25 protein-coding genes, 1 tRNA gene and 1 pseudogene are annotated in these 26,877 nt (G+C 70.5%); 20 read left to right on the top strand and 7 right to left on the bottom strand.

Going from position 1 to position 26,877, the window contains the following annotated elements; genetic code table 11:
- Nucleotide 1: 1 nt before the first annotated feature.
- Entirely contained in the window at nucleotides 2–1,054 is a 1,053-nt protein-coding gene (locus tag G5T42_RS05055; RefSeq protein ID WP_165126317.1) for a LacI family DNA-binding transcriptional regulator, read from the bottom strand.
- Between the two features lie 80 nt (nucleotides 1,055–1,134).
- Here G5T42_RS05055 and G5T42_RS05060 point away from each other — a divergent pair, with 80 nt between their 5' ends.
- Genes G5T42_RS05060 through G5T42_RS05085 form a run of 6 tightly spaced genes read left to right on the top strand, consistent with a single transcriptional unit; the run spans nucleotide 1,135 to nucleotide 7,560 of the window.
- Nucleotides 1,135–2,367 (top strand): MFS transporter, encoded by a 1,233-nt coding sequence (locus tag G5T42_RS05060; RefSeq protein WP_165126320.1) that lies wholly within the window; start codon nucleotides 1,135–1,137, stop codon nucleotides 2,365–2,367.
- Nucleotides 2,368–2,402: 35 nt separating this feature from the next.
- Nucleotides 2,403–3,179 carry an endonuclease NucS gene (gene nucS, locus G5T42_RS05065; protein ID WP_165126323.1) on the top strand — a complete coding sequence of 259 codons (777 nt, stop codon included), beginning with the start codon at nucleotides 2,403–2,405 and terminating at the stop codon, nucleotides 3,177–3,179.
- Nucleotides 3,180–3,212: 33 nt separating this feature from the next.
- Nucleotides 3,213–3,533, top strand: coding sequence for a hypothetical protein (locus G5T42_RS05070; RefSeq protein WP_165126326.1), 321 nt, complete (start codon nucleotides 3,213–3,215; stop codon nucleotides 3,531–3,533).
- Between the two features lie 52 nt (nucleotides 3,534–3,585).
- Nucleotides 3,586–4,269, top strand: a complete 684-nt coding sequence (locus tag G5T42_RS05075) for an HAD hydrolase-like protein (protein ID WP_165126329.1) — start codon at nucleotides 3,586–3,588, stop codon at nucleotides 4,267–4,269.
- Nucleotides 4,262–5,524, top strand: coding sequence for a hypothetical protein (locus tag G5T42_RS05080; RefSeq protein WP_165126332.1), 1,263 nt, complete (start codon nucleotides 4,262–4,264; stop codon nucleotides 5,522–5,524). Before G5T42_RS05075 ends, G5T42_RS05080 begins: the two co-directional genes overlap by 8 nt.
- 2 nt (nucleotides 5,525–5,526) lie before the next feature.
- Entirely contained in the window at nucleotides 5,527–7,560 is a 2,034-nt protein-coding gene (locus G5T42_RS05085; protein ID WP_165126335.1) for a DUF2156 domain-containing protein, read from the top strand.
- A gap of 84 nt (nucleotides 7,561–7,644) precedes the next feature.
- Here the strand turns inward: G5T42_RS05085 and G5T42_RS05090 are convergent, their stop codons facing one another.
- Entirely contained in the window at nucleotides 7,645–7,854 is a 210-nt protein-coding gene (locus tag G5T42_RS05090) for a cold-shock protein (RefSeq protein WP_165126338.1), read from the bottom strand.
- Between the two features lie 289 nt (nucleotides 7,855–8,143).
- On the opposite strand from G5T42_RS05090, the gene G5T42_RS05095 reads away from it, so the two are divergent.
- Together G5T42_RS05095 and G5T42_RS05100 are read left to right on the top strand one after the other, a co-directional pair.
- On the top strand, nucleotides 8,144–8,785 hold the full coding sequence (locus G5T42_RS05095) for a GntR family transcriptional regulator (RefSeq protein WP_165126341.1): 642 nt from the start codon (nucleotides 8,144–8,146) through the stop codon (nucleotides 8,783–8,785).
- A 39-nt stretch (nucleotides 8,786–8,824) separates the two neighbouring features.
- Entirely contained in the window at nucleotides 8,825–9,316 is a 492-nt protein-coding gene (locus G5T42_RS05100) for a GNAT family N-acetyltransferase (RefSeq protein WP_165126344.1), read from the top strand.
- A gap of 24 nt (nucleotides 9,317–9,340) precedes the next feature.
- Here G5T42_RS05100 and G5T42_RS05105 read toward each other — a convergent pair whose 3' ends face one another.
- Complete coding sequence (locus tag G5T42_RS05105) at nucleotides 9,341–13,714, bottom strand: DUF11 domain-containing protein (RefSeq protein WP_165126347.1); 4,374 nt, start codon at nucleotides 13,712–13,714, stop codon at nucleotides 9,341–9,343.
- A gap of 5 nt (nucleotides 13,715–13,719) precedes the next feature.
- Here G5T42_RS05105 and G5T42_RS05110 point away from each other — a divergent pair, with 5 nt between their 5' ends.
- Genes G5T42_RS05110 through G5T42_RS05130 form a run of 5 tightly spaced genes read left to right on the top strand, consistent with a single transcriptional unit; the run spans nucleotide 13,720 to nucleotide 15,543 of the window.
- Complete coding sequence (locus G5T42_RS05110) at nucleotides 13,720–14,172, top strand: hypothetical protein (RefSeq protein ID WP_206535712.1); 453 nt, start codon at nucleotides 13,720–13,722, stop codon at nucleotides 14,170–14,172.
- A 12-nt stretch (nucleotides 14,173–14,184) separates the two neighbouring features.
- Nucleotides 14,185–14,376, top strand: coding sequence for a hypothetical protein (locus tag G5T42_RS05115; protein WP_165126353.1), 192 nt, complete (start codon nucleotides 14,185–14,187; stop codon nucleotides 14,374–14,376).
- A gap of 24 nt (nucleotides 14,377–14,400) precedes the next feature.
- On the top strand, nucleotides 14,401–14,913 hold the full coding sequence (locus tag G5T42_RS05120) for a hypothetical protein (protein WP_165126356.1): 513 nt from the start codon (nucleotides 14,401–14,403) through the stop codon (nucleotides 14,911–14,913).
- A gap of 9 nt (nucleotides 14,914–14,922) precedes the next feature.
- A complete protein-coding gene (locus tag G5T42_RS05125; RefSeq protein WP_165126359.1) occupies nucleotides 14,923–15,372 on the top strand; it encodes a hypothetical protein in 450 nt (149 codons plus the stop codon).
- A 15-nt stretch (nucleotides 15,373–15,387) separates the two neighbouring features.
- Nucleotides 15,388–15,543, top strand: a complete 156-nt coding sequence (locus G5T42_RS05130; protein ID WP_165126362.1) for a hypothetical protein — start codon at nucleotides 15,388–15,390, stop codon at nucleotides 15,541–15,543.
- Nucleotides 15,544–15,963: 420 nt separating this feature from the next.
- Here the strand turns inward: G5T42_RS05130 and G5T42_RS05135 are convergent.
- A tRNA-Leu gene (locus tag G5T42_RS05135) sits at nucleotides 15,964–16,047 on the bottom strand.
- A 199-nt stretch (nucleotides 16,048–16,246) separates the two neighbouring features.
- Here G5T42_RS05135 and G5T42_RS05140 point away from each other — a divergent pair.
- The 7 genes and pseudogenes from G5T42_RS05140 (at nucleotide 16,247) to pknB (ending at nucleotide 25,243) form a co-directional block, all read left to right on the top strand.
- A pseudogene (locus G5T42_RS05140) lies at nucleotides 16,247–16,994 on the top strand (DUF3662 and FHA domain-containing protein).
- Nucleotides 16,991–17,524 carry an FHA domain-containing protein gene (locus G5T42_RS05145; protein ID WP_165126365.1) on the top strand — a complete coding sequence of 178 codons (534 nt, stop codon included), beginning with the start codon at nucleotides 16,991–16,993 and terminating at the stop codon, nucleotides 17,522–17,524. The pseudogene G5T42_RS05140 and the gene G5T42_RS05145 overlap by 4 nt, the downstream one beginning before the upstream one ends.
- An 18-nt stretch (nucleotides 17,525–17,542) precedes the next feature.
- Nucleotides 17,543–18,787 carry a PP2C family serine/threonine-protein phosphatase gene (locus G5T42_RS05150; protein ID WP_165126368.1) on the top strand — a complete coding sequence of 415 codons (1,245 nt, stop codon included), beginning with the start codon at nucleotides 17,543–17,545 and terminating at the stop codon, nucleotides 18,785–18,787.
- A complete protein-coding gene (locus G5T42_RS05155) occupies nucleotides 18,784–20,220 on the top strand; it encodes an FtsW/RodA/SpoVE family cell cycle protein (protein ID WP_165126371.1) in 1,437 nt (478 codons plus the stop codon). Before G5T42_RS05150 ends, G5T42_RS05155 begins: the two co-directional genes overlap by 4 nt.
- A 70-nt stretch (nucleotides 20,221–20,290) precedes the next feature.
- Entirely contained in the window at nucleotides 20,291–21,751 is a 1,461-nt protein-coding gene (locus G5T42_RS05160; RefSeq protein ID WP_165126374.1) for a penicillin-binding transpeptidase domain-containing protein, read from the top strand.
- Entirely contained in the window at nucleotides 21,748–23,478 is a 1,731-nt protein-coding gene (locus G5T42_RS05165) for a serine/threonine-protein kinase (RefSeq protein ID WP_165126377.1), read from the top strand. Before G5T42_RS05160 ends, G5T42_RS05165 begins: the two co-directional genes overlap by 4 nt.
- A 58-nt stretch (nucleotides 23,479–23,536) precedes the next feature.
- A complete protein-coding gene (gene pknB / locus G5T42_RS05170) occupies nucleotides 23,537–25,243 on the top strand; it encodes a Stk1 family PASTA domain-containing Ser/Thr kinase (protein WP_165126380.1) in 1,707 nt (568 codons plus the stop codon).
- Here pknB and G5T42_RS05175 read toward each other — a convergent pair.
- Genes G5T42_RS05175 through G5T42_RS05185 form a run of 3 tightly spaced genes read right to left on the bottom strand, consistent with a single transcriptional unit; the run spans nucleotide 25,209 to nucleotide 26,856 of the window.
- Nucleotides 25,209–25,883, bottom strand: coding sequence for a gamma-glutamyl-gamma-aminobutyrate hydrolase family protein (locus G5T42_RS05175; protein ID WP_165126383.1), 675 nt, complete (start codon nucleotides 25,881–25,883; stop codon nucleotides 25,209–25,211). The two genes, pknB and G5T42_RS05175, sit on opposite strands and share 35 nt — an antisense overlap.
- A complete protein-coding gene (locus tag G5T42_RS05180) occupies nucleotides 25,880–26,035 on the bottom strand; it encodes a hypothetical protein (RefSeq protein WP_165126386.1) in 156 nt (51 codons plus the stop codon). Before G5T42_RS05180 ends, G5T42_RS05175 begins: the two co-directional genes overlap by 4 nt.
- Nucleotides 26,035–26,856, bottom strand: coding sequence for a class E sortase (locus tag G5T42_RS05185; protein ID WP_347104277.1), 822 nt, complete (start codon nucleotides 26,854–26,856; stop codon nucleotides 26,035–26,037). The genes G5T42_RS05180 and G5T42_RS05185 overlap by 1 nt, the downstream gene beginning before the upstream one ends.
- Nucleotides 26,857–26,877: the final 21 nt, after the last annotated feature.

Below are 26,877 nucleotides of genomic sequence, written 5' to 3' on the forward strand. Positions count from 1 at the left end.
ATCAGGACGATACGGGCGGCGGTGCTGTCGTGTTGCCCTCCCGGAACACGCACGTGAAATTGATGGATGCCGCGTCCCCGCCCTGCAGCATCGCGACGACCGCCTGACCGGCGGCCCGGCCCTTCTCGACGGTGGGCTGCACGATCGTCGTGAGCTCGTACGGGGCGAGGCCGTCGACGACGATGCCGTCGAACCCCGTGACGCTGACGTCCTGCGGCACGCGGAGACCCGCTTCCTCGGCCGCGCGCACGACGCCCGCGGCCAGAAGATCGCTCTGCGCGAGGACCGCGGTCGGCCGCCGTGCGGCGTCGGCGAAGATGGCTCGGCCCGCGGCGAGCCCCTCATCGATGAAGCTCCCCGCCGCGGCGTAGGCCGGGGCATCCGGGAACACGTCCCTCGCGCCGAGGAGCCGGTCGCGCGTGACGTCGACCGTGATGTCGGAGTCGGACTCGATCCAGCCGCCCGCCCACCCGGTGCGCACCGGCAGCGCCACGAGGGCCACGCGCTCGTGGCCGAGCGCCCGCACATGGCTCGCGGCCTGCCGCTGCGCCTCGCGGTTGTCCAGGCCCACGCGCGGAACGTCGGCCCCGGCGTCGCCCTCGATCACGACGACCGGGATGCCTCGCGCCTTGACCGCGGCGAGCGACTCCCGCACGAGTCCGGAGCAGCCCACGAGCACGGCAGCATCGACGGGCGCGGTGGTGAGGGTCGGCGCACCGGTGTCCTCGGCCTGGTCGCGCAGCAGGAGGAGCCCCGCGCCGATCCCGGCGACGCTCTCGGTCAGGCCGTCCATCATGAGGATCTTGACCGGATCCTGGAACGCCCGGCCGAGGTGCTCCTCGAAGACGACGCCGACGATGCCGGAGCGTCCGCGGCGGAGCGACGCGGCGCGCGGGTCGGGACCGGTGTAGCCGAGGGACTCGGCGGCGGCGAGCACGCGGCGGCGGGTGGCATCCGATACCGGCGTCTTGCCGCTGAACACGACCGAAGCCGTCGACGGCGAGACGCCCGCCTCACGGGCGACGTCGGCGATCGTGGCGCGTCTGCTGCTCATCGGCACCGATCGTACCCCGGCGTCGCCGACCTCGTCGAATCGATTCGATTTCCCGAACGGAACTCGGTATCGTTTCCGCCATGGACACCGCCCTCTCTCGCAAGCAGATCGCCGCGTGGCGCACCGCCATCTTCGCGATCTTCTTCGCGACGGGTCTCGGCTTCGCCACGTGGGCCTCCCGCGTGCCCTCGGTCAAGGGGAACCTCGGCATCAACGACTTCGAGGTCGGGCTCCTCCTCTTCGCGTCCGGTGCGGCGTCGATCCTCGGCCTGTCGCTGGCCAACGTGATCCTCGCGCGCTGGGGTGCGCGCCGCGGCCTCCTCATGGGCCTCGGCATCTTCGCGACGGGCATCATCCTCGTCGGCCTCGGCGCCGAGACCACGCAGTCCTTCGCGCTCACCGCGGTCGGCCTCGCCTTCATGGGCCTCGGCATGGGCTCCACCGACGTCATGATGAACGTCGAGGGCGCCGCGGTCGAGCAGGCGACCGGCAAGACGATCATGCCGCTGTTCCACGCCTTCTTCAGCCTGGGCACGGTCGCCGGCGCCGGCATCGGCGTCGCGATGACGGCGTGGGCCGTCGGCGTGGCGCCCCACCTCTGGATCCTCGGCGCGATCGTCGTCGCGGTCGGGGCCGTGTCCGTGGTCTTCGTGCCCGCGCGCGAGGTCAACGACGATGAGGTCGCCGACAAGCCCACACGCCGCGAGCGCTTCGGTGCCGCCCTCGCCGTCTGGCGCGACCCCCGCACCTATGCCATCGGCGCGATCATGCTCGGCATGGCCTTCGCCGAGGGCGGCGCGAACGACTGGCTGCCCCTCGCCGTCGTCGACGGTCACTCCGGCACCGAGGCGCAGGGCGCCATCGCCCTCACGGTGTTCTCGGTCGCGATGACCGCCGTGCGCGCCCTCGGCGGCCCGCTCGTCGATCGCTTCGGCCGCGTGTGGACGCTGCGCATCCTCGCCGTCACGGCCGTCACGGGCCTCGTCGTGTTCATCCTCGCCCCGAGCGTCCCCATCGCCATGATCGGCGTCGCCCTGTGGGGGATGGGCGCCTCGCTGGGGTTCCCGCTCGGCATGTCGGCGGCGGCCGACGATCCCGCGAAGGCCGCGGCATCCGTCAGCGCGGCTGCCACGATCGGCTACATCGCGTTCCTCTGCGGCCCGCCCATCCTCGGATGGATCAGCCACGAGATCGGCCTGCTGCCGACCCTGTGGATCCTCGTCGCCCTCATCGCCCTCTCGGGCTTCGCATCCGGCGCTGCCAAGCCGATCGCGGGCTCCAAGGTGGGCGCGGGGCACCAGTCGGCTCACTGATCCCGCGCGTCGCCGGCCGCGGTTAGGCTCTTCGGGTGCGTCTTGTCATCGCCCGCTGCTCCGTGGACTACACAGGACGCCTCACGGCCCACCTGCCTCTCGCGACGCGACTGCTCGTCCACAAGGGCGACGGCAGTCTGCTGGTGCACTCCGACGGCGGCTCGTACAAGCCGCTCAACTGGATGAGCCCGCCCTGCACGCTCACCGTGGAGGCGCCGGATGCCGAGGCCCTCGACGAGGGTGTCGTCGAGCTCTGGCGGGTCACCCACGCGAAGTCCGGCGACGCCCTGCTCGTGCGCATCCACGAGGTGATCCACGACACGACTCATGACCTGGGCGTCGACCCCGGGCTCATCAAAGACGGCGTGGAAGCCGATCTCCAGCGCCTCCTGGCCGAGCAGGTCGACGTCATCGGCGACGGGCTGGCCCTCGTGCGCCGCGAGTTCCCGACGGCGATCGGTCCGGTCGACCTCATGCTGCGCACCGTCGCCTCGGGCGTCTCGGTCGAGATCGACGTGCCCCCGGGGGTCGAGGCCGACATCCACGTCTCAGCCGCCCCGGCTGCGACGCCGGCGCGCCACGTCGCCGTCGAGGTGAAGCGCCGCGCCGGGATCGACGCCGTCGAGCAGCTGACGCGGTACCTCGAGCTGCTCAATCGCGACCCGCACCTCGCGCCCGTCCGCGGCGTGCTGGCGGCGCAGAGCATCGCTCCGCAGGCGAAGACCCTCGCCGGCGACCGCGGCATCGACACGGTCGTGCTGGACTACGACGCCATGAAGGGCGTCGACAGCGGCATCCCGACCCTGTTCTGACCGCGCCCGCAGGGCCGCGGGTACCATTCCGGCATGACGCTCGAGGTGCTCAACACGATCTTCGCGGGCATCGCGTCGGCCGCCGCCGTCGCCGGTGCGCTCATCGCCTACCAGGCCCTGCGCATCTCGATGCGCAGCCGCGAGAAGGCCGAGATCGCCCAGCGCGCGGCGACGGATGCCTCGGCCTCCGATCTGCGCACGCGCACGGCCGTCGCCGACGCCCTCGACGGGCTCGCCCGCGGCTTCGCACCGCCCGTGCAGAGCGTCGTGCCACAGACCGGTCCGGTGCAGACATCGGACGACCAGGCCCGCCGCCTGGCCGAGATCGCGGAGCGCCTGCGCCGCGGCGCATAGGCGAGGCATCCGTCGTCGCGACCCCCTGCCGAGCCACCCGTAGGCTGATGCCATGCCGACCCGAACCCCCTGGACCTGTGTGCTCTGGGACGTCGACGGAACGATCGTCGACGCCTCGGACGGCATCCTGCGGCGGCTCGCGATCACGCTCGAGCACTTCGGCAAACGCGCGCCGACGCGCGCCGAGCTCGTGCACTGGATCGGGCCCCCGATGTACGACTCGTTCCAGGCGAACGTGGGCATGACGCCGGCCGAGGCGACCGACGCCGTCTCGTTCTACCGCACCCTCGGCAAGGCGGACGGCTACACGACCGGGGCGAAGCTGTTCGCCGGCGTCGGCGAGCTCATCGAGGAGCTCTGCCGCCACGGCATCCCGCAGGCGACGGCGAGCTCGAAGCCCGAGATCCAGGTCGATGCCCTCATGGACCACTTCGGCCTCGCCCCGTGCTTCACGACGATCGTCGGGGCGACGCTCGACGAGAAGACGCTGAGCGCGAAGTCCGACGTCATCGCCGAGGCGCTCCGGCGTCTCGCCGTCGCCGGCGTCGACACCAGCCGCCCCGTCCTGGTGGGCGACCGTCATCACGACGTCGAGGGCGCCGCGGTGCACGGCGTTCCCGTCATCTTCGTCCGCTGGGGCTTCAGCTGGCCGCACGAGGCCGACGGCGCCCAGGCGGCCGTCGAGACCGTCGAGCAGCTGCGCTCCCTCCTCCTGGTCGACGACGCCGATGCCTGAAGCCCTCGCGAGCCTGCTGGGATGGATCATCCCGGCGCTCGTGGTGTTCGGCACCACCGCCATCGCGGTCGCCGTCACGGTCTGGGCCGTGCGAAGGGCCCGCCGGTCACCGAAGCGGCGCACGGCCGCGCTCGCGGATCGCGACCGCGCCGGCGTGCAGCTCGTCCGCCTCGACGACGCCGTCGCGGAGCTCGAGCTCGAGGTAGGGCTCTCCGGCGCGCTGTACGGCGGGGGCGCTCCTGCGTCGCTGCGCCGCGCGCGCCTGACGGCGCAGCACGTCCGCGACGCGTCGTTCGAGGAGTACCGCCTCGCCGGTGAGCCGACCGCGACGCCCGACGAGATCCGCCGGACGGCGACCCGCATCGAGCGCAAGACCGCCGAGGCGCTCGGTGTGATCCAGCGGGCCCGGTCCGAGCACAGCGCCTGGATGCGCGAGAACGTGTCGGCCGCCGAGCAGGTCGCCGCGGAGCAGGCGCGGCTCGCCGCTCTCCGCGCGGCGATGGGCGATCCCCGCCGGCTGGTGGAGGACCTGCGCTCCCGCTACGCCGTCGAGGAGTGGCGCGATGCGGCGCGGGCCGGCGAGTCGGCCGTGGCCGAAGCCGAGCAGGCCGAGCAGCTGCTCGCGCGCGCCGCCGAGGAGGCGGGCGACCCCACCCGGTCCGCCCTCGCCGACCTCGCCGCCGCCGAGCGCTCGCTCCGGCTCGCCGAGGCCGACGCGCGCACCCTCGAAGAGACCCACCGCCTCGTGACGCAGGCGGCGCAGGCGGTGGCCGGCGAGATCGCTGCGGCTCGCACGGCGCTCCGGCAGGCGCTGGTCACCCGCGAACAGCTCGAACCGGGCGACGCGGCCCGTCTCGGCGCCGAGATCCGCGTCATCTCCGATCAGCTGGACGCTCTCGAGACGGATGCCGCGGCCCGCCCCACCCGCACGATCGACCGCATCGCGCGCCTGCGTGATCGGCTAGACCTCGCGCTCGGCGATGCCCGGACGGCCCAGCAGCGGCTGCGGGGCGCGCGCACGGCGCTGCCCGGCACACTCGCCGCCGCGCGCGGCGCGATCGCGCAGGCAGAGGCATCCGTCGCCCACGCCCGCGCGGGAGCGCCCGCGCGCCTCCGGCTGCTCTCCGCCCAGCGGGAGCTCGCGGACGCACGACAGGCGGACGACCCCGTGGCAGCGCTGGATGCGGCGCGACAGGCGATGAGGGATGCCGAAGACGCCAAGGCACTGGCAGACTTCGAGCGAACCGGAGGCTGATCATGCGAATCCTCGCCCGCGTCCCCGCAACGCTCACGCTCGTCGTGCTGATCCTCGTGGCGGGGGTGGTGTGGCAAGGACTCTGGCGGCCCTTCGAGGACACCTCGACGTTCGACGTCGTCGCCTACGGGCTGCCCGCCCTGAGCGACGGCCGCTGGTGGACGCCCGTGACCGGCACGTTCTTCGTCAGTCAGCCGTGGGTGTACCTCTTCACGATCGCGAGCTTCGCGGGCATGGGGTATCTCGAGTCCCGCCGTGGCAGCCGCGCCGCGCTCGCCTACTTCGCAGTCGGGCAGCTCTTCGCCGTGCTCGCGTCGGCCCTCTTCCTGCTCGTATTCTCGATGACGCCGTGGCCGTGGGCGCAGGAGCAGGCGATGGTGCTGGATGTCGGACCCTCCGGCGGCACCATGGCCTGCATCGCGGCCGCCGTGGGCCTCTTCGTACAGCCCTGGCGCGTGCGGGCGTGGCTCGTGCTCCTCGGGTTCGTCGTCGTCGCCCTGCTGTTCTGGGGCGCCCTCGCCGATCTCGAGCACGCCCTCGCCGTGGTGCTGGTGCTCTTCGCCGACCGGTCCCTGCGCATCCAGCGCACGACGCTGCGCGAGCAGCGGCTCATCGCCTTCGTCGTGGCGCTGACCCTCGGCGCCATCACGGTCCTGACGGTGCTCACCCCGACGAACGGCGTCTTCGGGCACACCGATCCGGTCGAGGGACCCTGGCTCGATGCGGCCCTCGACGCCGCCGTGGCCCTGTTCTTCGCGAACGGCCTCCGGCGCGGTCGCAGGTGGGCGTTGGGTTGGACCGTCGGCTACGCGATCCTCAATGTCGTCGTCGCGGCGCTCCTCGTCGTGCTCCTGCTGGCGGGCGCCGGCGGCGTGCAGAGCACGACAGGCGACTTCAGCGTCTCGATCGCGACGTCGACCCTGTGGCTCCTCTTCCTCATCTACCTCGTGTGGGTGCGCCGGGCGTTCCGGTCGAAGCGCAAGGCGCGGCTGGGCGCCCCGCCCGTCCCGACGGTCGACGAGGTCAAGGAGGAGCTTCACCGGTACGGCGGGGGCACGCTCTCGTGGATGACGACGTGGGACGGCAACGACTACGCCCGCACGACGAACGGCGTCGTGGCCTACCAGCGCCGGTCGGCCGTCGCGATCGTGCTCGCGGATCCGCTCGGGGCCGAGGCATCCCGTCCCCAATCCGTCGTCGAGTTCATCGACACCGCCGAGCGCGCGGGTCTCATCCCCTGCTTCTTCAGCGCGGGCGAGGCGACGAGAGCCGCCGTGCCGGAGGGATGGCGCAGCCTCGTGGTGGCCGACGACACGATCGTCGACCTCCCCGGACTGCAGTTCACCGGCAAGCAGTGGAACTCCGTCCGCAGCTCGCTCAACCGCGCCGGGCGCGAGGAGATGACGTTCCGGATGACCCGGCTCTCGGATGAGCCGTGGGGCATCCAGCAGCAGCTCCGGGCGATCTCCGAGATGTGGGTGGGCGACAAAGGCCTTCCCGAGATGGGCTTCACGCTCGGTACCCTCGACGAGGCAGAGGACCCGGAGGTGCGGCTCGCTCTCGCGATCTCGCCGAAGGGCGACGTCGACGGGTTCCTGTCATGGCTCCCGGTCTACGGCGGCGACGGGCGGGTGCGCGGCTGGACGCTCGACCTCATGCGCCGCCGTGAGGGCGGCTTCGCCCCCGTCATGGAGTACCTCATCGGCGCGTCCGCACGGCACTTCTCCGACGAGGGCGCCGACATCCTGTCGCTGTCGGGTGCGCCGCTGACGCACGAGTACCCGGACGACGCCGGGCCGATCGCGGAACTGACCGACAAGCTCGCCGAGGTCCTGGAGCCGGTCTACGGCTTCCGGTCGCTGCACCGCTTCAAGGAGAAGTTCCACCCGAGGTACGAGACGATGTACCTCCTCTTCCGCGACGAGTCCGACCTCACCCGCATCGCCGCAGGTCTCACGCGTGCCTTCCTGCCCGATGCGACGATCCGGCAGTTCGCGAGCGCGGGCCTCGAACTCGTCCGCGGCGACAAGGACTGACGGCATCCCGGTCGGATCCATCAGCCGGCGGCAGCACAAAAGCCGCCTCACCCACCGAGGTGGAGAGGCGGCTGTGCTCGCGGGTTACGCGAGAGGGCGGATGTTCTCGGCCTGGAGCCCCTTGGGGCCCTGCGCGATCTCGAACTCCACGCGCTGGTTCTCTTCGAGCGAGCGGTAGCCCCCGGCCTGGATGGCGGTGTAGTGCGCGAAGACGTCTGCGCCACCCTCATCCGGCGCGATGAAGCCGAAGCCCTTCTCGGAGTTGAACCACTTGACGGTGCCCTGCGTGCTCATGAAATGCCGTTCTTCAGTCATGTCGACAACCTGCATGCCGACATGCTCACGCTAGCGAAGGCTGGGGACGCTGGCCCAGCATGTATTTCGGATGGTGACGGAAACGTTGCATCGGCCGGTGCGGGCGGACCGGGACCATCGAACGCCCGGGCCGAGCAACAGCTTCGAGGCCCGGGCGTCGACGGATCCCCCCCGGATAGGCCACGCCGAAACGTGACAGGCACACTCTACCGATATATCAGTCCTGGATGAAGGTTCAGAGAACCTGCGAATACACTGGGTGGCGCCCATGACCACCGTCCCGCTCATGCCCGTGGATCCGCGCGGCACCGTGCTCGGAGACGAGGTGTACAACGCCATCGGCGAAGCCATCCTCGACGGACGCCTCGCCCCCGGCGAACACCTCCGCGACCACGAGCTCGCGCGATGGCTCGGCGTGTCCCGCACTCCGGTGCGAGAGGCGCTGCAGCGGCTGGAGCGCACCGGTCTCGTCGAGGTGTCGCCGAACCGCTTCACCCGCGTGACCCAGCCCGATCACGGCCTCGTCGGCGAGACGCACGAGTTCGTCGTGCTCCTTCTGGGCAACATCGTCCGCCTGGCGGTCATGAGGTGCCCGGACGAGGTGCTCGAGGACCTGCTGGGGCAGATCGACGTCGTCATCGCGGCATCCCGCAACGACGACCGCATGGGCATCATCGACGGAAGCGCCCGCCTCTTCGCGACGTTCACGCAGGCCGCCGGCAACCGGGCGTTCGTGCGCGTCATGCGCGAGGCCGAACTCGTCATCCGGCGCAACCTCTCGGGGTGGCATCCGTTCATCGAGTGCCCCGTCCGCCGCAGCGTGGGCTACGAGGAGTTCCGGGCCGCGGTCGAGGCACGCGATCCGGATGCCGCGGAGCGCGCGCTGCGCGCACAGCACGGTCTCGTCTAGTCCTTCGCGGCGTCGGCGCCCTTCGATACGGTGGGGCGCGTGAGCCACATCGAGCTGCGCCCCCTCGACGACGACGACCTCGACGCGATCTTCGAGATGATGCGCGACCCCGAGGCGATCGAGATGGCCGCGTTCACGGCATCCGATCCCGAAGACCGCGATGCCTTCGACGCGTGGATGGCGCGCAACCGCTCGATGTCGGATGTCGAGAGCTTCGTCGTGACAGAGCGGGGTGCGTTCGCCGGCACGGCCGCGCTCTTCACGGTCGATGGCGACCGCGAGGTGACCTACTGGATCGCCCGGCACGCGTGGGGTCGCGGCGTCGCGACCGAGGCGCTGCGTCTTCTCGTCGCCCACGAGCCGATCCGGCCGCTGTTCGCCCGCGCCGCTGCCGGCAACCGGGCCTCGATCGCCGTGCTCGAGCGCAACGGCTTCACCGAGGTGTCGCGCAACACCGCCTTCGCCCCCGGCGTCGGCCGGCAGGTGGAAGAGGCCGTGTTCACCCTTGTGCCGACCCTCGACGGCATCTGACAACTAGTCGGCGTCTGCTCCTGTTCACGTCGTCGACCTGTTGCGGCGGCGGCGGACGACGAGGAGTGCGAGTCCCAACGCCGCGAGCCCGGCCCCCAGCGGTGGCAGCCATGCCGCGAGCGCGCCGCCCGTCACCGGCAGGGGCGGCGTCGGCGACGGAGTCGAGGAGATCCGAACGCTGTCGGATGCCTCGGTCCCGCGATCGGTGGTCACTGTGGCCGTGTTGTCCAGGGTTCCGCGTGCGACGTCAGCGCCCGTCAGCGCGTAGGTCGCCGTCGCCGTCGCAGCCTCGCCCGGCGCGAGCACACCGGGCTGTCCCGGCCAGGTGTAGGCGATCTGCGACAGTCCCGGCATGGGATCGGCGATCTCGACGCCCGTCTGCGTGACATTGCCGGTGTTGGTCACCGCGAAGGAGAAGGTGACCACGTCGCCCGCCGCCCACCTGGCATCGGCCGCGGTCGCCGTCTTCCGCAGCGCGATCCCCGGCTGCTGGAAGAGGAGGACCAGCGCGGAGTCCGAGCCGGTGACGGATTCTTCACCGGGGGTCCGTCCGGTCGCCGTGGCCAGGTTGGGGCGCTGCCCCGCGTCGATGTCGGCCTGCGTCACGGCATAGGTCGCGGTGGCCGTCACGACGTCTCCCGGTGCCAGCGTGCCCTCCACGCCCGGCCAGGAGTAGACGAGCGGCGAGAGCCCGGGGAGGGGATCGGCGATCAGCACGCCGCTCAGCGTGACGTTGCCGTCGTTGGTCGCTGAGAACGAATACTCGATCACATCGCCGACCTCTGTCGGATCGGCGGCGGGGTCGAGCACGGCGGTCTTCTCGAGCGTCAGCACGGGGGCGGGCGGCAGCACGACCGCGGCGGTCGCGGAGTCGCTCGTCTCGACCTCGTCCGGCCCGAGACCCGCCGTGCGGGCGGTGTTGGTGAGGCTGCCGCGATCGATGTCGGCCTGCGTCAGTTCGTAGGTGGCCGTCGCGGTGAGCACCTGGAGCGGAGCGAGGATGCCCTCGGCGCCCGGCCACGTGAGCTCGAGCGCCGACAGACCCGGCATCGGATCGACCAGCACGACGTCGTGAAGCGTGACGTCCCCGGTGTTCGTCACCTGGAACTCGTACTCCACGACGTCTCCCGCGGCGACCGTGTCGCCCTGGGGCGTCAGCGTCGGTGTCTTGACGAGCTGAAGACCGGAGGTCGCCGGAGTAGTGATCGTCGCGGTGTCGTCATCCGAGACGTCCGGCCCCGTGGGCGGGGTTCCGGTGGCGGTGGCCGTATTGCTGACGCCCGCCAGGCCGTCGACGTCATCCTGGGTCACGACGTAGGTCGCCGTCGCGGTGACGAACTGGCCCGGGGCGAGGACCCCCGGTGTTCCCGGCCACGTGCCGTACGCGATCTCCGACAGCCCCGGAAGCGGGTCAGTGACCTCGACGTCGGTGAGGGTGACGTTCCCGGTGTTGCGCACTGTGAATCCGTAGAGGAGGGTGTCGCCGGCGCGGCCCGCGGTGCCGGGCTCGTAGTCCACCTGCTTCACGACCTCGATGGCCGGCGCGGACGGGATCAGGACCGTGGCGGAGCCGTCATCCGAGACGTCGACGCCGCCCGGTGTCCGGCCGGCCGCAGTCGCCGTATTGACGATCCGGCCGGCATCGGCATCCTGAACCGTCGTCGTGTAGGTCGCGGTGGCGACCGCCTCCTGACCCGAAGCGAGCACTCCCTCGTCGCCGGGCCACGTGATCTGCAGCGCCGGGAGCCCGGGCAGCGGGTCGGTGATCGTGACGTCCTCCACGGTCACGGGACCGTCGTTGAGGACACGGATCGTATAGACGACGGATGCCCCGGCGGCGACGACCGTCGTCGGCGCGGCCTCCTTCGTCACCGTGAGGTGAGGCACTGCGCTGCTGGTGACGGTCCACGTCGCATCGTCGCCGACTGCGGCTCCTGCGGGCGGCGTCCCTTCGGCAGTCGCCGAGTTGTCGACGTGTCCCTGATCCAGATCGTCCTGCGTGATCGAGTAGGTGGCGACCGCCTCGACATCCTCTCCCGGCTGCAGCACGCCCGGAGCACCCGGCCAAGTGTAGACGAGGGCGGAGAGCCCGGGCAGGGGGTCGTCGATCGTGACACCGGTCAGCGTGACGTCGCCCGTGTTCGACGCCGTGAACCGGTACTCGACGGTGTCGCCGACGGCTGCGAAGGTGTCCTCGGCGGACGTCTTGGTCAGCGTCAGCGCGGGTGCCGTCACGACCGCATCCACGTCGTCGTCTTCACCGGTCAGGGTCGCGTCGGTGATCGCCGGATCGGGAGCGCTCACCTGGGCGGTGTTGGCGATCTCGGAAGTCGCGATCGTGGGGAGCACGCGCACGCTGAGGATGACGGTCTGGTCGGCCCCACCGGGGAGATCGGGAAGGGACCACACGACCGTGCCATCCGTCTCGACGCCGCCGTCGGACGCCGAGACGAACTCGACGCCCGCGGGCAGCTCGTCGGTCAGCGTCGCGCCGGTTATCGTCTCGAAGTCGAGCGGATTGTCGATCGTGATGGTGTACGTGAGCACGTCGCCCGGCGAGGCGGTGGTCACGCCGTCGTCCTTTGCCACGCCTATGCCGCCGGCCGGCGGGGTCGGCACGACCTGCATTTCGGCGTCGTTGTTCTCGGGAACCGTGTCGAACATGCGGCCCGACACGATCGCCGGAATCGTCATCGGCGCGAGCGTCGTCGCGATGACGGGGATGTCGAGCGGGACGGGCACACCGAGCAGCAGCGGCCCGTTGGATGTGCACGACAGGGTCGCGGGACCGACGGCGGTTCCGAAGACGGGGTTGCCATCGGCATCCGTCGCGGTGCACGTCCAGCCGGCGGGGGTCAGCGAGGTGACGACGAGGCCGGCGGGGATGTCGCCGAGGGCGACCGTGCCGATCGTCGATGCGGCGCCGCCGTTGTTGGTGACGGTCCACGGGAGGACTCCCGGCCGACCCTGCTGCACGCGCGGGGTGCCGGCCACGATCTGCAGATCCGTCTCTTCGATGGAGGCGCACACCGGCGCCGGCTCCGAGACGAGGGAGAGTCCGGTCACCCGCACGGCGAACGAGTTGCACGCCACCGCTCCGAAGCCGGGCGCACCTTCGACCGCCGCCGTGTACTGCATCGAGAACGACTGGCCCGCGGGAAGCGGGCCCGGCTTCGCCAGCCGAATCGCTTGAGCGCCGGACGGCGTCGGGCTCCAGTCGTCCACGCAGTTCTGCACGGTGGCGTCCACCTCGGGGCGGCAGGGCTGGGTGGCGCCGGAATAGGTCGCGGTCGCACCGTTCGTCGGCCCGGTGACCGACTCCACCGTCTCGCGGAACGTCGAGCCGCGCGCGATGCCCCCAGTGGCGTCGCTCGTGCCGGTGTCGCCCGGGTACGGAAGGATGTCGTATCCGACGACGTCGCTGAGCGTGCTGTTGCCGATGTTGGTCACGGTGAGGCGGTAGCGGATGGAGTCGGAGTTCGGCGGCACGCCGACGTAGTTGTCGGGGTCCGCGAACCACTGGCAGCCGTCCGGCTGCGAGGCATCCGGCAGGCAGATCTCCTTGAGGACCTGCAGCGCCGCGACAGCGGCCACGGGCACTGCCGCCAGCGGCGCGGCCTCGCTGAACCGCAGGGTCGCGGGGTTGCCGTCGATGTCGGGCGTGTCGGTGAACTCGAGCGTGAAGATGTCGGCGGTCTGCACGTCGCCGGTGTTGCCGACGAACGCGCGCCACTGCCCCGACGTGCCTGCGGCGACCGTCGCGTCGGGTCGCGCGATGACCCGCATGCAGGGCAGGGTCTGGTTCATGCCGAAGGTGATCCCCGCGGGCCACGCCGCGACGGCGACCTGCCGAGCCACTCCGCCCACGACCGCCGTCCGGTAGACGAAGCTCACGCCGTCGGGCACCGAGCCGGCCGGGAATGACGCGGAGCCCGGCGTGATGGTCCAGCCAACAGGAGCCATGAAGACGTACTCCGGTGTGAACGGAACGTGATCCGCCGCGACGTTGGTCGTCGTGCCGCAGACGCTGAACGTCACGTCCGTCGTGGGGGTCGCCGACGAGGCTCCGCCGGCGATCGTCGGTGTGGTCGTGGAGGCGGTGATCGTCGGCGGAAGACCGATCAGGTGGATGGTCGATGTGCCCGAGCCGCTCTGTGCGCCGAGACCCGAGACCTCGTAGTCCAGCGTCCCGTTGAACGTGTTCGTGGTGTAGGTGTTGCGGGCGGCGTTCGTCGGGATCCGGCCCTGGAAGTAGACCTCGAGCTGCCGGGATGCATTCGTCGTTTCGAAGACGTTCGCCCCGTCGAGCCGGGGGGCCTGTGACGGTGGCCGCGATGATGCGGCGCCCCGCTGGCGCGTTGTAGTTGTTGCCGGAGTAGTCGACGATCGATCCGTCATCCAGTGTGACCTGGGCGGTGAACTGCACATTCTGCGTCAGTGTGCCGCTCGCGATCGCGGGCGGCGGACTGCCCACACGGATGCCGGCGATGATCTGCGTGATCGGCATGTCGGGGTTGTCGCCCAGGGCGGTGTCGACGACCCTCGGGACCGCGGGTGCACTGCCCGTGTTCGCGACGACAGCGTTCCAGCGGAGGATGCGGTCCGACTCACCGGCCGCGGGGACGGGTACGTCGATGTTCTGCCCCATGAACCGCGATGCGCCCAGAGGGTTGGTCAGGAACGTGTCGGCGTACTTGAAGAACACGCTGCGCGCGAACGGTGCGATCAGTTGCACGGTGTGCGGCGGGATGGTGAGCGGGGTCGCCGCGAACTCGGGATTGCTCGGCCAGGTCATGACCGCGGACGCCGTGTTGGTCCGGCGCGCGCCGGGAGTGGCATCCGGTGACACCGCGTAGCGGTACTGCACCGTGAAGTCGGTGCGGAAGTTCTGCTCGGGGATCTGGTTAGGCGCCGGAAGGACGGGAGAGGTCACCGTCGACGTCGCGAACCGGAAGCCGGCCGGGGCGGTCACCGTGGTCGTCGCGGTGCCCGACTGGGTCTCCGCGCCGTTCGTGGCCGTCCAGGCGATCGTCGATCCGGTCGGAGCGAGGATCTGGTAGACCGGCAGGTCCTGAAGATCGAGAGTGTTGTCGGTCACGACGGCGACACCCGGGATGTTCGCCGTGTTCGCGACGGTGACCTGCCACTCCTTGAGATTCGTTCCCGCGGTCGGGATCACGACGGGCGAGACCGTGTTGTTCTCGAGGCGGGTCGCGCCGTCCATCGTCGAGATCTTGCCGCGCTGCTCGGCGCGCGGGAACGGGTCGGCGCACCGGAGCGAGAACGGACCGGTGGCCGCGAGCGTCGCGGACCGCGTCGGCCCGGGGGTGCCCGGCATGCTGATGTACGTCACATCGACCCGGCCGGTCGGGCCGTTGAACTGCGTCGTGAAGTTGCACGGCTGTCCGGGCGGCGCCACGTTGGCGCGCGGGAAGGTGATCGTGACGTTCCTCGTCGGATTCCACCCGCCCTGCGAGGTGTCGCCCGTCGCGGCCCACGGCGGTCCCTGCCACGTCAGGACGAGTCCGGTCGTCGTGCTGCCCGATACTGCGGGGCTGCCCACGGCAGACACCAGCTCGGCTCCCGGCGGGAGCTGATGGGTCACGGTGTACCCGCTTGCGCACACGCGGTCCACGCTCCCGCACCCGGTCGCCATCGCGACGTTGTACGAGATGTTGGTGTCAGTCGCGAAGAAGCCGCTCGCGGGCGCGGCGAGGTTGGTCGTGAGGATCGGCGTGGTCGGCGGGTCGATGTGCCACGTCACGGGCGCCGACGTCGCCACGGTCTCGGCTGCGGCCGTGAGGGCGGTGCCGCGCACGGTGGCGGTGATCGGGAACCCATCGGGGAAGTTCTGCGTCGAGGAGCTGACGCGGCCCCCCACCGAGACGCCGGCGGCGGCCGGCCAGCCGTACTCGACGGTGAACTGCCCGTTGACCCCGGCATTCAGATCACCGAGGGCGATCGTGTACCCCGCCGCCGCCGAGCCAGAGATCGATCCCCCGGTGGGCGGCGGAATGAATCCGGTCTGCTGCTCCAGCAGCCGGTATGCCCCGTAATTCGGATCCAGCGCCATGGGGTCGAACTTCACCGCCGCGTTGTCGCAGAGCTCGGTGAGGCACGAGAAGTCCACGCGGAACGCGATCCGCCGGGGACTCTGGGTCGCGTTGATCGTGGTGATCGGCGTCCCCGTCGAAGGATCGACCGCGACGACGGTCACCAGCAGCTGAGCCTCCTGCGCCTGGGCGGGCGCCGCGTCGATGCTGATGCCGGTGATGACGGTCAGGCCGACGGTGAGGATCATCACGACGAGCCGTCGCAGGCGCTCGTGTCTGGTCTCGCGCGCGGACGACTTTTCGGCTGCGGTGCTTCGCATCGGCGCTTCTCTCCTCGGCGTGGCCGGAGTCACGTGGATGCACCGCTACGAAACCTTGCTCGAACCCGCCCCCGCGATGCCACCCCCGTGGCATTGGTTCGAGGTCAGCAAACCAGTGGATGCGCCCGCACACCAGGTGATGTGTCGCGATGTCGCACAAATCGGGTGAGTGCGACCCGGTTGCGACCGACTCGTCGCCCCCAAGAAGGGATTCGCAGCAGCCCCTCACGTAGAAACGAGAAACGCGGCCCCGGGGGGCCGCGTCTCTCGTTCGTGCGCGAGGGGGGAGTTGAACCCCCACGCCCTTTCGGGCACTGGCACCTGAAGCCAGCGCGTCTGCCTATTCCGCCACTCGCGCGAACCGCAGCATTCGAAGACACCGCGGATCAACTTCCCGAGGATATCACGGCGCCCGGAGCCGCCCGAATCGACCCCGTCGACGGGGCGGGGATCGAGGCGGAAGCGACCCGCGCGCCATCCCCAGACCTCCCCGAACACGGACATCTCAGGGTCGATGATTAGCATGTACGGACCGGCCAGCCTGCCTGAGGAGTCGTGTGGGACTACTTGACAGCTTCGAGAAGGGACTCGAGCGCGCTGTGAACAGCGCGTTCGCGAAGACCTTCCGCAGCGGCATCCAGCCTGTCGAGATCGCGTCCGCCCTGCGGAGCGAACTCGACAAGAAGGCTGCCGTCGTCAGCCGCGACCGCATCCTCGCGCCGCATTCGTTCGAGGTGCGCCTCTCGCCCTCCGACGACGACCGCATGCAGACGATCGGCCCGGCCTTGGCCGACGAGCTCGACTCGCTCGTGAAGAAGCACGCCAAGGCCCAGGGCTACAGCTTCGCGGGTCCGGTCACAATCACGCTCGTCCGCGACGAGCAGCTGTCGACCGGCACGCTGCGCGTCGAGTCGTCGTCGGCGGAAGGCCGTGTCGTGTGGCGCGGAGTCGTCGACGTGGAGGGGCGGCGGCATCCGCTCACCAAATCGCGCACCGTCATCGGACGCGGCAGCGATGCCGACATCACGATCTCGGACGCCGGCACGAGCCGCAAGCACGTCGAGGTCCTCTGGGACGGCGAGCGCGCGATGGTCCGCGACATGAACTCGACGAACGGCACAATGCTGAACGGCCGCAAGGTCACCGAGGCCGCCCTGCCGCCCGATTCCACCATCACGATCGGCCGTACCGATATCGTGTTCCGCGTCGTGGCACAGGCCGCGCCGCCCAAGCCCCCCGAAGCCGCCCATGCCCGCCGACGTCACTCGTGCGTTCGACGTGCGCGAAGGAGGACCCCTGCCGTGAGCGAGCTGACGCTCCTCCTCCTGCGCATCGGCTTCCTCGTGCTGCTGTGGGCGTTCGTGTTCGCCGTCGTCTACTCCCTGCGCGCCGACCTCTTCGGCGTGAAGGTGCGACGGATGCCGGAGCCCCAGGCCGCGGCCGTGCCGGCAGCGGCGCAGACGGCCGGCGCGTCCGCCCCGACGGCGGCCGCTCCCTCGGTCAAGCCCGCGCCGCCGGTCAAGGGGGGCAAGGCGACCACTGAGACCGTTTCGCGCATCGTCATCACGAGCGGTCCCAAGGCGGGCCTCGAGCTCCCTCTCGGCACCGAGCCGCTGACGATCGGACGCTCGAGCGAGTCCGGGCTCGTCGTCCGCGACGACTACACCTCGAGCCACCACGCCCGGCTGCTGCTGTGGGGCGACCAGTGGATGATCCAGGACCTCGACTCGACCAACGGCACGTGGCACGACGGCGTCCGCGTGACGGCTCCCGTCCCGGTCGTCGTCGGCGCCCCCATCAAGGTCGGGGCGACGACGTTCGAGCTGCGGAAGTAGCGGGCGGCCCACCTGCATATGGTCTTCCAAGGCTCGAGCGCCGCGATCTCGCACACCGGCAAGGTGCGCTCCAACAACCAGGACTCCGGCTATGCCGGTTCGAACCTGTTCGCCGTGGCCGACGGCATGGGCGGCCACGCCGGCGGCGATGTCGCCTCGAGCCTCGCGATCGCCCGGCTGGAGTCGCTCGATCAGCCGTACGAGTCGACCTCCCAGGCCGAGCGCGCACTTCGGGACGCGATCTCGGATGCCGCGGCCGAGCTCATCGAGACGGTCCGGCTCCGCCCCGAGCTCGCGGGCATGGGCACGACCGTCAGCGCGCTCGTCATGGTCGACCAGTACGCCGTCATCGCCCACATCGGCGACTCCCGTATCTACCTGTACCGCGACGAGACGCTGACGCAGATCACGACCGACCACACGTTCGTCCAGCGGCTCGTGGACTCGGGCCGCATCACGCCCGAAGAGGCTCGGTACCACCCCCGTCGCTCCGTGCTCATGCGCGTGCTCGGCGACATGGACGCCGACCCCGAGGTCGACACGTTCATCATGCCGACCCAGGCCGGCGACCGGTGGCTGCTGTGCTCGGACGGTCTTTCCGGAGTCGTCGACGACACGCACACCGCGAAGTCGCTCTCGATGGGCCTCCCGCCCGGCCGCACGGCCGACAACCTCCTGAAGCAGGCGCTCGACGGCGGTGCCCCCGACAACGTCACGATCGTCCTCGTCGACGTCGGCGGGCAGCATCCCCTCTTCTCCGGCACGGCGACGATCGTCGGGTCGGCCTCGAACCCGATCGGCATCGAAGTGCCGGCCGCACGCTCGGGCCGTGGCGGCGGAGGCTGGCTGCACCCCGCCCGCACGGCGGCGAACGAGCCGACCCACTTCGAGCCCGCGCCCGAGTTCCTCGAGGAGCTCATCGAGGAGGACCGCCGGCGCGCCCGGCGTCGCAGCATCGGCTGGATCGTCGGGGTGGTCCTCGCGCTCGCACTCATCGTGGCCGGCCTCGTGCTCGCCTACCAGTGGACACAGACCCGCTACTTCGTGGGCGCCGACGAAGACACCGTCGTGATCTTCCAGGGCATCCAGCAGGACATCGGCCCCATCTCGCTCTCGACGCCCTACCAGGACACCGGCATCCCTCTCGACGACCTGTCGCAGTTCGCGCGCTCGACCGTCGAGCAGACCATCTCGGCGTCCTCGCTCGCCGACGCGCAGCGCATCGTGGCGAGCCTCGCCGACTCGGCGGGAGGCAGCCGATGAGCACCGGAAGCCCCACGGCCCGCAACGCGGCCCGGACCCCGCCCGCCGGCATCCCGACGGCGTCCGTCAGCACCGACACCGCCGTCGTGCGGGCGCTCCGGCGCATCCGGGTGCCGCAGACGCAGCGCAACCGGGAGCTGGTGCTGCTCATCTTCGCGTTCGTCATCAACGCTTCCGCGGTCGCGCTCGTGCAGCTCGGCGCGATCGGGTCGATCGACGGTCTCTTCCTCGTCTACTGCGGGGGTCTCACGGCCCTCGTACTGGCGCTGCACATCGTGCTCCGCCTGCAGGCCCGCGACGCCGACCCGTTCGTCGTGCCGATCGCCACGCTGCTCACCGGCCTCGGCCTCGCGATGATCTATCGGATCGACATCGCCAAGAAGCTCCACGGGTGGGATGCCTTCTCGACGCGTCAGCTCGCCTGGGCGGGCATCGCCCTGATCGGCGCCATCCTCGTCGTGGTGCTGCTGCGCAATTACCGCGTGCTCTTCCGCTACACCTACGTCGCGGGCTTCGTCGGTCTGCTCCTGCTGGTGCTGCCGATCATCCCCGGGCTCGGCGCCGACGCCAACGCCGATGTCTGGGTCGACCTCGGCATCTTCAGCTTCCAGCCCGGTGAGCTCGCCAAGATCGCCCTCGCGATCTTCTTCGCCGGCTACCTCGTGCGCACCCGCGAGTCGCTCACGTCGGTGGGCACGCGCTTCCTCGGCATCACGTGGCCGCGCGCCCGTGAGCTGGGCCCGCTGCTGGTCATCTGGCTCGTCTCGCTCGGCATCATCGTGCTCCAGCGCGACCTCGGCACCGGCCTTCTCATCTTCGGCATGTTCGTCGCGATGCTCTACGTCGCGACCGGCAAGACGAGCTGGGTCGTGATCGGTGTCGCCCTCGCCGTGGCGGGCGCCTTCCTCGCTTCGCGCGTGCTCCCCTACGTGCAGGGCCGGTTCACCAACTGGCTGGATGCCTTCAACCCCGAGGTCATCGACGCCAACGGCGGCAGCTTCCAGCTCGTGCAGGGCATCTTCGGCCTCGCGCAGGGCGGCCTCATCGGCACGGGCCTCGGCCAGGGCCGTCCCTACATCACGCCGCTGTCGCAGAGCGACTACATCCTGCCGAGCCTCGGCGAGGAGCTCGGCCTCATCGGGGTCTTCGCAATCCTCTGCCTCTACATGGTCTTCGCGAGCCGCGGCATCCGCATCGGCCTGGCCGGACAGGACGACTTCGGCAAGCTCCTCGCGACCGGCCTGTCGTTCACGATCGCGCTGCAGGTCTTCATCATGGTCGGCGGCGTGACGCGCATCATCCCGCTCACGGGCCTCACGACGCCGTTCCTCACGGCGGGCGGCTCATCGCTCATCGCGAACTGGCTCATCGTGGCCCTGCTCCTGCGCATCTCGGACGCGGTCCGCAGCCGGCCCCGGGTGGTGATCGGCTAGCCATGACGACCCTTCGACAGGCGCAGGGACCGGTGGGTGGCCGGCGTCTCCGCGAGAGCGGAGGTGCGTCATGACCAAAGAACTGCGCCGCCTCAGCATCCTGATGCTCATCATGTTCCTCGCGCTGTTCGCGTCGACGAGCTGGATCCAGGTCGTGCAGGCCGAGACCCTCGCCCAGAATCCGCGCAACACGCGGGCGCTCTACGACTCGTACCAGGTTCAGCGCGGCTCGATCATCGCGAGCGGCGCGGCGATCGCCTCATCCGTCCCCTCTAACGACGTGTACAGCTGGCAGCGGGTCTACACCGACGCGCCGATGTGGAGTGCGGTGACGGGCTGGATCAACCCCGCCCTCGGCTCGGCCACGGGCATCGAGCTCGAGATGAATCAGGTGCTGAGCGGCACGGCGGGCTCGCAGTTCCTCGCCCGCGTCGAGCAGATCGTCACCGGGCAGCCGCAGCGCGGCTCGAACGTCGAGCTCTCGCTCGATGCCACGGTGCAGAAGGCCGCCTTCGACGCGCTCGGCGACCAGCAGGGCGCCGTCATCGCCATCGAGCCGTCGACCGGCCGCGTGCTCGCGATGGTGTCGAGCCCCACGTTCGACACCAATCTGCTGGCCAGCCACGACGCCAAGGCGGCGAACGACTACTACGACGGGCTCGACGCCGATCCGAAGCATCCCCTCTTCAACCGATCGATCGGCGGCAACCTCAACCCGCCGGGTTCGACGTTCAAGCTCGTCGTCGCGTCGGCCGCACTCGCATCGGGCGACTACACGCCCCAGTCGACCGTGCCGAACCCGGCCTCGTACCAGCTGCCCCAGTCGAGCAGCGTCGTGTACAACTCGACGGGCGGAGCGTGCGGACCGGGCGACACCGTGACGATCGCGGACGCCCTCCGGCTCAGCTGCAACATCCCCTTCGCGGAGCTCGCGGTGGAGCTGGGCGACACGGCGATCCGCGAAGAGGCTCAGAAGTACGGGTTCGACAAGTCGTTCGAGCTTCCGCTCGTCTCGACGCCGTCGAGCTACCCGCGCACCATCATGGACGACGCGCAGACGGCCCTCAGCGGCTTCGGTCAGGGCCAGGTGACGGCGACGCCGCTGCAGATGGCGATGGTGTCGGCGGGAATCGCCAACGGAGGTGTCGTGATGAATCCACGGATGGTCGACAGCGTCATCGCGCCCGACCTCTCGGTGCAGCAGACGTTCGAGAACAGCGAGTTCGGGCGCGCCGTCGAAGAGGACATCGCGGCGCAGCTGACCGCCATGATGGTCGCCGATGTCAGTGACGGCGCGGCATCGGGTGCAAGAATAGACGGCGTCGACGTGGCCGGTAAGACCGGGACCGCGGAGAACGGGGACAGTGCGCCATTCACGCTGTGGTTCACAGGCTTCGCGCCCGCAGACGACCCACAGGTAGCCGTAGCCGTCGTCGTGGAAGACGGCGGCGGGCAAGGTCAATCGGGCAGCGGCAACACGATCGCGGCGCCCATCGCGAAGAAGGTCATGGAGGCGGTGCTGGGACGATGAGACCGACGCAGGGTGCGACGTTCGGCGGGCGCTACGAGCTTGATTCGCGGATCGCGATCGGCGGCATGGGCGAGGTCTGGGAAGCCACCGACCACGTCATCGGCCGCACGGTGGCGATCAAGATCCTCAAAGACGAGTACATGGGCGACCCGGGCTTCCTGGAGCGCTTCCGCGCCGAGGCGCGGCACGCGGCACTCGTCAACCACGAGGGCATCGCGAGCGTGTTCGACTACGGCGAGGAGAACGGCTCCGCCTTCCTCGTGATGGAGCTCGTGCCCGGTGAGGCGCTCTCGACGATCCTCGAGCGCGACGGCCAGCTCTCCACCGACAAGACCCTCGACATCGTCGCCCAGACGTCGGCGGCGCTGCAGGCCGCGCACGCCGCCGGCCTCGTGCACCGCGACATCAAGCCGGGCAACCTGCTCATCACGCCCGACGGGCGCGTCAAGATCACCGACTTCGGCATCGCCCGCATCGCCGACCAGGTGCCGCTCACGGCGACCGGTCAGGTCATGGGCACCGTGCAGTACCTGTCGCCCGAACAGGCGTCGGGACACCCGGCGTCGCCCGCGACCGACATCTACTCGCTCGGCATCGTCGCGTACGAGTGCCTCGCCGGCAAGCGCCCCTTCACGGGCGAGTCGCAGGTCGCGATCGCGATGGCGCAGATCAACGAGACGCCTCCGGCGCTGCCGCCGACCGTCGCCGTGCCGGTGCAGAACCTCGTCATGGCGATGATCGCCAAGAAGCCGGACGACCGGCCGGCCTCGGCATCCGCCGTCGCCCGGGCCGCCACGGCGCTCCGCCGGGGGGATGTCGCGGCCGCCGCCGCGGCGGTTCCCGCCATCGCATCGGGGGCCGCTGCCGGCGACGACATGACGCAGCTGCTGGGAGCATCCGACACCTCCGCCGCGACCCGCCTGCTGCCGGGGGCCGCTGCCGCCGGAGTCGTCACCTCGACGAGCAGCCTCACGGCGGTCGAGGACGAGCCGCAGAAGCGCAAGCGCAGCCCCTGGACGTGGCCGCTCATCGCACTCATCGCGCTGCTCCTCCTCGTCCTGGGGGGCACGTTGTGGGCGATCTTCGCCAACCAGGGCGGCACGCCCGACCCGACGCCCTCGTCGCCGTCGCCGACGCGCACGACGGCATCGGCGACCCCGACCGAGACCCAGACGCTGATCGACATCGACGCGCTCGGCCTCTCCGGCACGAACTGCGACGACGCGGCCGCCAAGGCGAAGGAGGCCGGCGTCGACGCCGTCAACTGCGTCGCCGGGAACGCCGCGCCCAGCGCCGACCAGGTCGGCCAGGTGTACCAGATCTCGCCGAGCGGCCGCATCCCGGCCTCGCAGCTGCTGACGCTCACGTACTACGGCGACCAGACGCCCCTGCCGGCGCCGGCTGCCCCGTCGCTGTCGACGCCGGTCACGCCCGGCGAGACCGTGCAGGTGACGTGGACCGGCTACACGTGCCCCTCGGGCACGGGGTCGCCGAGCGCGTACACCTTCACCGCGACGCGCGGCCAGTTCGCCAACGGTCAGTCGACGAGCTCGTTCCCCGCCGATGCACGGAACGCGCCCCTCACGGTGACGGGCGCTGCCGGCGAGACCGTCATCGTGACGTACACCGTCGACTGCACGGGCAACAATGAGAAGCGCACGTCGCCCTCGTCGCCCGAGGCGAATGCCCAGATCGAGGGCGGCTCGACGCCCACGCCGACGCCCTGACGCCAAGGGTGGTCGGGCCGGTCGGTTAGGCTGAATCCGATCCACCTTGGGAGTGACCGTGACAGCTGAGCCGCGCGTGCTTTCGGGGCGCTATCGCGTCGACGAGCTCATCGGCCGCGGCGGCATGGCGAGCGTGTACCGCGGGTACGACCTCACGCTCGGCCGCGTCGTCGCGATCAAGATCCTCAAGCGCGACCTCGCGAACGACAACACGTTCCGCACACGGTTCCGTCTCGAGGCCCAGGCGGCGTCGCGGATGTCGCACCCGACGATCGTGCGCGTCTACGACGCGGGCGAAGACAGCGAGACGAACCCCGACGGGTCGGTGCACCCGGTGCCGTTCATCGTCATGGAGCTCGTGCAGGGATCGCTCCTCAAGGACGTGATCGCCGCAGGACCGGTGCCGGTGACGGATGCCGTCCGCTACGTCGACGGCATCCTCGAGGCTCTCGAGTACAGCCACCGGGCCGGCGTCGTTCACCGCGACATCAAGCCCGGGAATGTCATGGTGACGCCCTCCGGCCAGACCAAGGTCATGGACTTCGGCATCGCGCGGGCCGTGTCGGACTCCTCGTCGACCGTCGCCGAGACGACCCAGATCCTCGGCACCGCCGCGTACTTCTCGCCGGAGCAGGCGAAGGGCGAGCCCGTCGACGCGCGGGCCGACCTGTACTCGACGGGCGTCGTGCTCTACGAGCTGCTGTCCGGACGCCAGCCGTTCCGCGGCGAGTCGCCCGTGGCGGTCGCCTACCAGCACGTGAGCGAGACTCCCGTGCCCCCGTCCGAGATCAACGAGTCGGTGCCCCGGTCGCTCGACGCCGTCGCCCTGCGCGCCCTCGCGAAGGACCCCTTCCAGCGGTATCAGGACGCGGCATCCTTCCGCGAGGCGCTCGACGCGACCGTCGACGGCAAGTCGCCCTCCAAGCGCCAGGTCGGTGCCTTGACGAGCGAGCTGTATGGCCCCAACCCGCGTCAGGCCGCCGAGACGGCGCGTTCCCTCCGGCAGCTGAGCACTGACACGACCATGAAGCGCACGCAGGCCGGCCCGCCGGTCGCGTGGATCTGGGCCGGGGTCGCGGTGCTCGCCGTGCTGCTCATCTCGGTGCTGTTCTGGGTCGTCACGATCCCCCGCGACAGCTCGATCCCGTCGAATGCGCGCATCGTGCCCGACGTCACAGACATGTCGTACGACCGCGCCAACGAGATCCTGAGCGACGAAGACCTGCTCGCCTTCCGCCAGGAGGAGCCGAGCGGCGACGTCGCAGAGGGCAACGTCATCCGCACCGATCCCGCCGCCGGAACGTCGGTCTCACCCGGTCAGCAGGTGAAGGTCTACGTCTCCGAGGGCCAGCAGACCGCGGATGTACCGCCGCTGCAAGGCCTCAGCGAAGAAGCGGCCCGCTCCGCCATCACCGGTGCGCAGCTCGCGGTCGGCTCCGTGACCCCGCGCAACGACCCGGACCTGGCGGCGGGAACCGTGATCTCGTCCGACCCGGCCTCGGGCTCGAAGCAGCCGCTCGGCACGGTCATCAACCTCGTCGTCGCGACGGGTCTCGTGACGATCGTGGACTACACGGGATACACCGTGGATGCCGCGACCGCGGCCCTCGAGGCGCCCGGCGTGGCCCTCACCGTCGCGACGGCCGAAGACACGACGTGCCCCGCGACGAGTCCGCCCACCGTGAAGCAGCAGTCCCTCGCACCGGGCGACGTGCCCGTGCACTCGACCATCACGCTGACGTTCTGCTCCGGTCCGGCCGGCTAGCGCGACGAGGGCTCAGCATCGCTCCGCGAGCCGCGGCATCCCGGATCCCGATGCCTTCGAGCCAGTTGCCGAGCAACCGGTAGCCCCCATCGGTGAGCACGCTCTCGGGGTGGAACTGCACACCCTGAACAGGCAGCTCGCGGTGGCGCACCCCCATGATGACCCCGCTGTCCGTCCTGCTCGTCACCTCGAGGTCGTCGGGCAGCGTGCCGGGTTCGATCGCGAGGGAGTGATACCGGGTCGCGACGAACGGATCGGGCAGCCCCTCGTAGAGCGGATCGCCGTCATGGTGCACGAGCGACGTGATGCCGTGCATGAGCTCGGGGGCGTGGTCGACCCGCGCGCCGAACGCGACGCCGATCGCCTGGTGACCCAGGCAGACCCCCAGAAGCGGGAGGCCTCGGTCCGCCGCGGCTCGGACGACGTCGACGGATGCCCCGGCATGGTCGGGTGCGCCCGGACCGGGCGAGACCAGCACGGCGTCGTACGGAGCGATGGCGTCGGCCGCGGCATCCCGAGCTATCGCGTCCGCCTCGACGAGCTCGGTGTGCGCGCCCAGCTCGTGCAGATAGCCGACGAGCGTGTAGACGAAGCTGTCGTGGTTGTCGACGACGAGGATGCCTCGCCCGCCGTGGGTCATTCGACCGTGACTTCCTGCGGGTTGACGAACTGGCTGACCCACGGGAAGACGCAGAAGAACAGCCCGTAGAGCACCGCGGCCGCCAAGAGCAGGAGGATGAGCACCCGGACCCACGCGGGACCCGGGAGGATGCGCCAGAGGGCGGCGTACATCAGGCGCTTCCGTTCAGTGAGGAGGGCGGGCCGGCCGAGCGAGGCGTGAACGAGTCGAACACGCTGAAGGCGACGATCCGCTCGGCGAGGGAGTACATCGGGCTGCAGCTCGTCATCGTGAGGTAGCGGCCGTTCGCCGCGACGCCGGTCGCCTGTGGAACCGGAAGGAGCACCTCGACGGTGCTGGGCCGCACGTACTCGAGCGTCCGGAAACGATACGTGTACCACCCGTCCGGCGTCTCGATGACGAGCGGGTCGCCCACATGCAGCTCCGCGATCCGGTTGAACGGCTTGCCCCAGGTCGTGCGATGGGCCGCCAGGGCGAAGTTGCCGATCTCGCCGGGCATCTGGGTTCCCGGATAGTGCCCGATGCCGATCGGGTCGAGGGTGTGGGCGCGGGTGATGCCGCCGGCGATGTTGACCTGATAGTCCGGGCCGAACCGCGGGATGTGCATGATGCCGAAGATCTGGGCGTCGGCGGGCTGCGGGAGGATGACCGGCTCGGCCGTCGTGTCGGCCGGGGCCGGGGTCTCGGTCGCCTGGGGGGTCGCAGCGATGTGGTCCTCGTACTCCTCCTGCCAGAGGCGGCTCTGCTCCTCGGCCTGAGCGCTGCGCTCGGCTCCGTAGATGACATCGCCGATCCACAGCTGCCAGCCCACGTAGAGGAGCGTGATGACGCCGGCCGTGATCAGCAGCTCGCCGAGCACCCCCACGAAGGAGGCGCGCCGCGGCGGCCTGCCTCCGGGTGCGCGACGGCGCGTCCGAGGCCCCGGTCGGGCCGCGTCCGCTCCCGCCCCAGCCGGGGTAGCCGCGTCATCCACAGTCGGATTCTAGGTCAGCGG

It is taken from the genome of Microbacterium sp. 4R-513, assembly GCF_011046485.1.
Classification (GTDB): Bacteria; Actinomycetota; Actinomycetes; order Actinomycetales; family Microbacteriaceae; genus Microbacterium.

Excerpts from the sequence above, each read along its gene's own strand:
- G5T42_RS05055 (WP_165126317.1), bottom strand. The coding sequence starts at position 1,054 with ATGAGCAGCAGACGCGCCACGATCGCCGACGTCGCCCGTGAGGCGGGC.
- G5T42_RS05060 (WP_165126320.1), top strand. The coding sequence starts at position 1,135 with ATGGACACCGCCCTCTCTCGCAAGCAGATCGCCGCGTGGCGCACCGCC.
- G5T42_RS05070 (WP_165126326.1), top strand. The coding sequence starts at position 3,213 with ATGACGCTCGAGGTGCTCAACACGATCTTCGCGGGCATCGCGTCGGCC.
- G5T42_RS05075 (WP_165126329.1), top strand. The coding sequence starts at position 3,586 with ATGCCGACCCGAACCCCCTGGACCTGTGTGCTCTGGGACGTCGACGGA.
- G5T42_RS05080 (WP_165126332.1), top strand. The coding sequence starts at position 4,262 with ATGCCTGAAGCCCTCGCGAGCCTGCTGGGATGGATCATCCCGGCGCTC.
- G5T42_RS05085 (WP_165126335.1), top strand. The coding sequence starts at position 5,527 with ATGCGAATCCTCGCCCGCGTCCCCGCAACGCTCACGCTCGTCGTGCTG.
- G5T42_RS05090 (WP_165126338.1), bottom strand. The coding sequence starts at position 7,854 with ATGAGCACGCAGGGCACCGTCAAGTGGTTCAACTCCGAGAAGGGCTTC.
- G5T42_RS05095 (WP_165126341.1), top strand. The coding sequence starts at position 8,144 with ATGACCACCGTCCCGCTCATGCCCGTGGATCCGCGCGGCACCGTGCTC.
- G5T42_RS05105 (WP_165126347.1), bottom strand. The coding sequence starts at position 13,714 with ATGACGGATCGATCGTCGACTACTCCGGCAACAACTACAACGCGCCAG.
- G5T42_RS05130 (WP_165126362.1), top strand. The coding sequence starts at position 15,388 with ATGGGGTCGAACTTCACCGCCGCGTTGTCGCAGAGCTCGGTGAGGCAC.
- G5T42_RS05150 (WP_165126368.1), top strand. The coding sequence starts at position 17,543 with ATGGTCTTCCAAGGCTCGAGCGCCGCGATCTCGCACACCGGCAAGGTG.
- G5T42_RS05155 (WP_165126371.1), top strand. The coding sequence starts at position 18,784 with ATGAGCACCGGAAGCCCCACGGCCCGCAACGCGGCCCGGACCCCGCCC.
- G5T42_RS05160 (WP_165126374.1), top strand. The coding sequence starts at position 20,291 with ATGACCAAAGAACTGCGCCGCCTCAGCATCCTGATGCTCATCATGTTC.
- G5T42_RS05165 (WP_165126377.1), top strand. The coding sequence starts at position 21,748 with ATGAGACCGACGCAGGGTGCGACGTTCGGCGGGCGCTACGAGCTTGAT.
- G5T42_RS05175 (WP_165126383.1), bottom strand. The coding sequence starts at position 25,883 with ATGACCCACGGCGGGCGAGGCATCCTCGTCGTCGACAACCACGACAGC.
- G5T42_RS05180 (WP_165126386.1), bottom strand. The coding sequence starts at position 26,035 with ATGTACGCCGCCCTCTGGCGCATCCTCCCGGGTCCCGCGTGGGTCCGG.